General features: G+C 61.4%; 5 protein-coding genes. 4 read left to right on the top strand and 1 reads right to left on the bottom strand.

Annotated features, from left to right (window positions below; genetic code table 11):
• A partial coding sequence (thrC, locus tag AC0AP0_RS09120) for a threonine synthase (protein WP_490430236.1) occupies nucleotides 1-1031 on the bottom strand: 1031 nt, incomplete at its 3' end.
• A 203-nt stretch (nucleotides 1032-1234) separates the two neighbouring features.
• On the opposite strand from thrC, the gene glyA reads away from it, so the two are divergent.
• The 4 genes from glyA to AC0AP0_RS09100 all read left to right on the top strand — a co-directional run.
• Nucleotides 1235-2542 carry a serine hydroxymethyltransferase gene (gene glyA, locus AC0AP0_RS09115; protein ID WP_490430234.1) on the top strand — a complete coding sequence of 436 codons (1308 nt, stop codon included), beginning with the start codon at nucleotides 1235-1237 and terminating at the stop codon, nucleotides 2540-2542.
• 119 nt (nucleotides 2543-2661) lie between these two features.
• On the top strand, nucleotides 2662-3975 hold the full coding sequence (locus tag AC0AP0_RS09110; RefSeq protein WP_490430235.1) for a glutamate-5-semialdehyde dehydrogenase: 1314 nt from the start codon (nucleotides 2662-2664) through the stop codon (nucleotides 3973-3975).
• Nucleotides 3972-4529, top strand: a complete 558-nt coding sequence (locus AC0AP0_RS09105; RefSeq protein WP_121913321.1) for a phosphoribosylglycinamide synthetase — start codon at nucleotides 3972-3974, stop codon at nucleotides 4527-4529. The genes AC0AP0_RS09110 and AC0AP0_RS09105 overlap by 4 nt, the downstream gene beginning before the upstream one ends.
• Nucleotides 4530-4534: 5 nt before the next feature.
• Nucleotides 4535-4812: nicotinate-nicotinamide nucleotide adenylyltransferase (locus tag AC0AP0_RS09100; protein ID WP_490430233.1), on the top strand; the 278-nt coding region annotated here is incomplete at its 3' end.

Here is a 4812-nt window from a genome sequence, read left to right as displayed (position 1 = left end):
GAGGCAATCAACTCGGTGTCGCCGTCGGCCATGTAGTAGAGCATCCGTTCCAGGTTGGAGGAGATCAGGATGTCCATACTGGGGGAGGTAGTGGTGTAGAAGGGGCGGTTGCGGTCATAGATGCCTGTGGTCAGGAAGTCGTTGAGAACCCGGTTGCGGTCCGAGGCCACGGTCAGCCGGGCCACCGGAAGGCCCATCATCTTGGCGTAGTATCCGGCCAGCACATCGCCGAAGTTGCCGGTGGGCACGCAGAACTCGACAGGATCCCCAGGTCTGATCACTCCCCGTTCCATCAGGGAGCCATAGGCCCGAAAGTAGTAGACGACCTGCGGAGCCAGGCGGCCCACATTGATGGAGTTGGCCGACGAGAGGACGCTCGAGGCTTTCTCCTCCAGTTCGCGAGCCAGATCAGCATCGGCAAAGATGGACTTGACTGCGGACTGGGCATCGTCGAAATTGCCCCGAACCGCGCAGACTTGCAGATTGCCACCCTTCTGGGTGACCATCTGCAGGCGCTGGATCTGACTGACCTTGCCCTGAGGGTAGAAGACGGTGATACCCGTGCCCGGCGCGTCTGCGAATCCGGCCAGTGCTGCCTTGCCCGTGTCTCCAGAGGTGGCTGTAAGCACCATGATTCGCTCGTCATCGTCCCCGGCCAAGGCCATCAGTCTCGGCAGAAGCTGCAGGGCCACGTCCTTGAAGGCCGATGTGGGCCCGCGGAAGAGCTCCAGTACGAAGTCGTTACCGCCCAGGTCCACCAGAGGGGTGATTGCCGTATCGGACCACTGTTCTCCGTAAGCTGCGTCCAGGCAGGAGTCCAGCTGAGCGGAAGAGTAATCACTCAGCAGTCTCGAAAGGACCAGTTTGGCTGTGCCCTTGTAGTCCAGACCGGCAACCGAGGCAGGGTCGATGGTCTCAGCGTCCAGTTCATCGCTGACATAGAGTCCGCCGTCAGGAGCCAGGCCTCGTCTGATGGCCTGCTTGGACTGCAATTGCTCCTTGCCGCCTCGTGTGCTGTGGTATGTGCTCATGGTTGCCTGCCCCTCCGCCATGTCGCCGAACAGATCATTACCAGGGCATTCTACCCCCGTACAGGAGTCCGAACCATGGCCTTGCTCGGCTCGCGGAGGAAACCGTCTATGGACGCCACGGCCTGCCAGGGGTTGGCATGGCGTACAGTATTGCCCACCAGCCCTGTATCCGTGGCTGGACCTTATAGACAAAGGAGTGACCCATGGTCGAAGAGAACCCGGTACAGCAATCCTACGATGTCCTGAACTCTTCGATCTCGCAGGTGGATCCGGAGATCGCCGCACTGCTGGATGGAGAGTTGGAGCGCCAACGCGGTGGTCTGGAGATGATTGCCTCAGAGAACTTCGTGCCCAAGGCCGTCTTGCAGGCTCAGGGATCCGTACTGACCAACAAGTATGCCGAGGGCTATCCTGGCAGACGCTACTACGGTGGTTGCGAGTGGGTGGACCAGGTCGAGAACCTGGCCCGCGACCGCGCCAAGGCCCTGTTCGGCGCCGAGTACGTCAATGTCCAGCCTCATTCGGGCGCACAGGCCAACGCCGCCGTCTATCAGGCCCTGATCAAGCCCGGCGACACAGTGCTGGGCCTGGCCCTGGATCATGGCGGCCATCTGACCCACGGTATGAAGATCAACTTCTCCGGACGTTTTTACCATGCCGAATCCTACGGGGTCGATCCGAAGACCTTCCGCATCGAGCCCGAGATCATCCGCCAGCGGGCCCTGGAAACCCATCCAGCCCTGATTATCGGCGGATGGAGCGCTTATCCGCGTATTGAGGACTTCGCAGCCATGAAGGAAATTGCCGACGAGGTAGGTGCCAAGTTCTGGGTGGATATGGCCCACTTTGCGGGTATGGTGGCAGCCGGCCTGCATCCCAGCCCGGTGCCCTATGCCGATGTGGTCTCCTCCACGGCCCACAAGACCCTGGGCGGACCTCGGTCCGGCTTCATCCTGGCCCGTCAGGAATATGCCAAGAAGCTCAACTCCTCGGTCTTCCCCGGCAACCAGGGCGGCCCGCTTATGCATGTAATCGCTGCCAAGGCTGTGGCCTTCAAGCTGGCAGGAACGCCTGTATTCAAGGAACGCATGGAGCGCACCCTGGAGGGTGCGAAGATCTTGGCTGAACGCCTGATGGCCAAGGATGTGGCCGACAATGGCATCACCGTGCTCACTGGAGGTACGGATGTCCACCTGGTCATGGTGGATCTGCGCAACAGCGAGATGGACGGCCGCCAGGGTGAGGACCTGCTGGCCAAGATTGGCATCACCGTCAACCGCAATACAGTGCCCTTCGACCCTCGCCCGGCCTCTGTGGCCTCCGGCCTGCGCATCGGGACCTCCGCCCTGGCTACTCGCGGATTCGGCCCGGCTCAGTACGAGGAGGTGGCCGACGTGATCGGCACAGCGCTGGCCCAGGGTCCCCAGGCGGATCTGGATGCTCTCAAGGCCCGGGTGGACCGGCTGGTCGAGGCCTTCCCGCTTTATTCTGAGCTGGATCAGACCCACTGATTGGCCCTTGGAGGAGGGAGGTGCAGCAATGCCCTCCCTCCTCCTGTCATCATTGCCCTCACTGAGGGTTACAATCGGTACAGAATATGGGTCTGGCTGACCCGCGAGGGCGAAAGGATCTGACGAACATGACTGAAAACGAGAACTCCAATCGTCAGGGTGTGTTCGATCGGGTCTGTGCCATGGCCGATGCAGCGGCTGTTGCACAAGCAGGTCTGGCAGGCATGACCGGTCAGGCCAGGAACGCTCTCTTGCTGGCCCTGGCCGATGCACTGATCGACCAGGCCGATCAGATTGCAGCAGTCAATGAGCAGGACTGCACGCAGGCTTTTGAAGAAGGAATGAGCGCCGGTCTGATCGATCGTCTGCGCTTGGACAAGGTTCGTATCGCGGATGCCGCCAGCGGCGTGCGCATGGTGGCCGGGCTGACCGATCCCCTGGGCGAGGTGGTTCGCGGCCATGACATGCCCAACGGCATGCGGCTCAATCAGGTGCGGGTTCCCTTGGGCGTGGTGGCCATGATTTATGAGGCCCGACCCAATGTCACCATCGATGTGGTGGCCCTCTGCCTCAAGTCTGGCAATGCGGCCCTTCTGCGAGGGGGTCACGCGGCTGAACGCACCAATCACGCCCTGGTGGAGCTGATAGGCGGGGTACTTCGTGAGCAGGGATTGGATCCGGCGCTGGTGGCTTCCGTGGACCGATACGGTCGCGAGGGGGCCCAGGCTCTGATGAAGGCACGCGGTCATATTGATCTGCTAGTGCCCAGAGGTGGCCGAGGGCTGATCCGCAGCGTAATAGAGCAGGCCACCGTGCCCACCATCGAGACCGGGGCTGGCAATGTCCATATTTATGTGGATCGCTCGGTGGATATGGATCAGGCCATTCCCATCATCGTCAACGCCAAGACCCAGAGGGTGGGCGTCTGCAACGCCGCTGAAAAACTGATCGTCCACAGGGATGTGGCCGCTGAGTTCCTGCCACGTGTGGCCCAGGCGCTGACCCGGGCCCAGGTCGAGCTGCACCTGGACGCTGTCTCCATGGACATCCTGGCCGGGCATGGTCTTCCTGAAGAACTGCTGGTCCGCGCTGAGGAAGCCGACTGGGACCGTGAGTATCTGGATCTGAAAATGGGGGTGCGCGTGGTGGACTCCCTTGACCAGGCCATCGAGCACATCAACCGTCACTCCACCGGCCATACCGAGGCCATCCTGGCCCGGGATTATGAGGCTGTTGAAGAGTTCTCCCGTCGCGTGGATTCAGCTGTGATCATGGTCAACGCCTCAACGCGATTCACCGATGGGGGCATGTTCGGCATGGGTGCCGAGCTGGGCATCTCCACACAGAAGCTGCATGCCCGAGGACCCATGGGTCTGCAGGAGCTGACCACCACCAAGTGGATTGGCTACGGCAGGGGGCAGGTGCGGCCGTGAACGAGAAGATCGAAGAGCTCTTCCAACGCGAGCACGACAATCCACGCATCTGGCTGAGGGTGGCTTCAGAGCGGCTGAGCCTGCTGCGGTACGTCTTTCTGGTCCAAATCGAGGACGGCATCCCGGATGCAGATCAGCGCTCCTGCCTGGAGTACGCCGATGCGGTCCTGATTGGCTGGCCCGACGAACATGCCGATGATGTGTATGACCTGGACCAGGACCAGCTCAACAAGGTCAGGCATGACATCACCGTCATGGAGGAGCGGGTGCCTGTCTTCCGCAAACAGGAGCAGGAGGGACGCATCGCCGATCTGTCTGATTCATTGGTAGCCATCACTGGATGCGTGGCTCAGGTCCGTCGAGCCTACCAGCCAGGCTTTCCCCTGCCCACCTATTCCGAGATCCGCCGTGTGGTTCAGGAAGAGTGGAATGCCGATATGGAGCGGATCGATCCCGACAGGGTCAACCCCAGCGCCGAGCAGATGCGCCAGGAGGCCGAGTCCGAAAACGAGGAGAACGCCTCGGAAGCCAGACAGGAGGGCGAGCAGGCGTGAACCGGATGATGTCTGAACTGTCCAAGGAGGGGGAGTCTGGGCAGGAGCCATCAGATATTGATCGGGCCTGTGGGCCATCCCACCATAACCGTCGACCCCGGGTGGGAATCATGGGCGGCACCTTCGACCCCATCCATAATGGCCACTTGGTGGCTGCCTCGGAGGTGGCCTGGGTCTACGACCTGGATGAGGTCATCTTTGTGCCTACCGGCCGCCCGGCCTTCAAACTGAACAAGACGGTGACCAATGCCGAGGACCGCTATCTGATGACCGTGATCGCCAC

It is taken from the genome of Bifidobacterium sp. POST2/T3 (B1) (genome assembly GCF_058197115.1).
This window is presented reverse-complemented; position numbering and strand designations above follow the sequence as displayed.

What these genes read in the sequence shown, in the direction of transcription:
- glyA (WP_490430234.1), top strand. Translation starts at nt 1,235, where the DNA reads ATGGTCGAAGAGAACCCGGTACAGCAATCCTACGATGTCCTGAACTCT.